Raw genomic sequence first — 2,099 nt, forward strand, 5'->3', positions numbered from 1 at the left:
TTAAAATTATCTGATTTAGACAAATCAACAGTCATTTTAATAGCGTACTTAAATAACTCCGATAAAGCTCCTGCATTAGCAGGCCTGATATCTTGAGCATTTGGATTAGATTGAGGATTCCGTTTTAACCATTCTTTTACAATCCACTCAGCATTCGCCCACCCATCAACAATCATATGCATATGGTAGTGATATTGTCCATTCGGTCTAATAGTACATTCCATTGTCCTAATTCCTTTTAAAAAAACACCACTCTTAAAGGCATCCCCTCTCTTGTCTTTGCTTGAATTATAGAGCATTCTCCAGCTTTTTTCCATTTCTTCTATTTGGCTTTGGAGTTCTTCAATGGAACAAGTAGGTCTTGTAAGAGTAACAAAAAACGGCTGTCCAAAATCATTAATTTGAGTAGCATATTGTTTTATATTAATAGCACTACGTATACGATTACAAGTATAGCACCAACGATTTTTGCAGTAAGTTGAAGTCATTTTTTCGCCGTTATAATGTTTAACACGATTGCAATGATAAGTATTATCATAGCTCTTTTTTAGAGGAGAGCTGGGATTCCACATTGCTAAATTAATTGCAAAGTGGTCTGTTATGGCTTTGTATTTTTGTTGTTTCTGTCCTTGTGTAAGGCTTTTTTTATTATCTTTACCCATAGAAAATGAGACGATACAATATCGCGTTTTAGTCTTGCTGAAGAGGTCGGATTCCAAAGCAAGAATTATACATCTTTGTCTTTTATCGAATCAAAGATACAAAAAATAAATGCTTGGGTTTTTACTCAAGCATTATTTTTTTACAGCAATTGCTGTTTTTTATCTCTCATTTTAGGAGCAAGGGGCTAAAACGTCATGACAATTTCACTGCGTTACATTGCATTCCTATTTCGTCCCTTGAAAATTTTTTACGCTTCGCTAAATTTTAGATTTTTCATTCTGAAAAATTGGAAAAAAACCCACTTGAAAAATAGATTTCCCAAGCAGTTATGCTAATGTATCAAGGCTATGAGGTAAAACCCTTGAAAACAAAGGACTTAGGGGCTTTTTACCGACAAATAGAAAAGTTAGATTTTAAAGCCTTTTTTCTTTGAAAAAAGTAGGTAGGTTTTTTAGCGTTTTTAGAACAAAACAAGTTCTTTTTTTCTGATGAAAAGACAAAAAAAAAGCCCAGAGTTATCTCTAGACTTCTTGTTTCGTTTTCGAATTTCGGCGCTCAAGAGTTGCACCTCTGCAGAGCTCTTTACCTCCTCATCGACTCACAAATATAATGTTTTTTTTCGGAAGTTCCGCCCCCTCCCCCACCTTGGTGGCAAGAAGTTTTTGTGTCACAAAAACACATCTTGCAACTATTTAAAATCGCTATGTTATTATATAAAACCGTGTTTAGTGAAGATTTTATTTTCTCGCATTACCAATGGAGAAAATTCTTTTCTCCATTGGTAATGCGAAATATCATAGGACTAAAAGTGCAAAATATCAAAAGACCAGAGTATAAAAATATCAAAATATCAAAATATCAAAGGATATTTTACCCCTCCGATTTCATATGATTTTATCATTGGTATAACCTACTAGACCAATTTTTAATCGTACCTCTAAAATTTGGTCGTAGGCTCTTCGAGAGATAAAAAACAAATCTTGTTTTGTTCTGAAAACGCTAAAAAACCTAAATGTTTTAGCGCAGCTAAAAAAATCACTCCCGTACTTTTTTCTGACACAATCGGAGAATTTCCGGTTCTAGTTCTTCGCCGATCAACATTTCCCCTGTTGCTTGGTTAACCCAATCGAATGCATCTTTTTGCCAAATCCATAAACTTTCTTCGTTTCCTAGACGCAAATAAAGTTCTTCTTCAAATTGTCCTTGTACTTGAAAATCTTCGTCTGTCGGCTCTTTTATAGCTTTAATTCCTCCAAAAGTAGCAAGAGTACGTTTCCCTTTTAAAATACAAAAAAGTGCGTCTAATCGTTTAAAATTATCTGATTTAGACAAATCAACAGTCATTTTAATAGCGTACTTAAATAACTCCGATAAAGCTCCTGCATTAGCAGGCCTGATATCTTGAGCATTTGGATTAGATTGAGGATTCCGTTTTA

At 34.2% G+C, this 2,099-nt stretch carries 2 protein-coding genes; both read right to left on the minus strand.

Features of this window, described 5'->3' with window-relative positions; genetic code table 11:
- On the minus strand, positions 1-662 hold a 662-nt coding region (locus FTV43_RS15145), incomplete at its 3' end, for a protein rep (protein ID WP_179995810.1).
- Positions 663-1,698: 1,036 nt separating this feature from the next.
- The coding region (locus tag FTV43_RS15150) for a hypothetical protein (protein ID WP_179995811.1) at positions 1,699-2,099 on the minus strand (401 nt) is incomplete at its 5' end.

The sequence above is a fragment of the Acinetobacter sp. YH16053 genome (genome assembly GCF_013417035.1).
In the GTDB taxonomy this organism is placed as follows: domain Bacteria; phylum Pseudomonadota; class Gammaproteobacteria; order Pseudomonadales; family Moraxellaceae; genus Acinetobacter; species Acinetobacter towneri.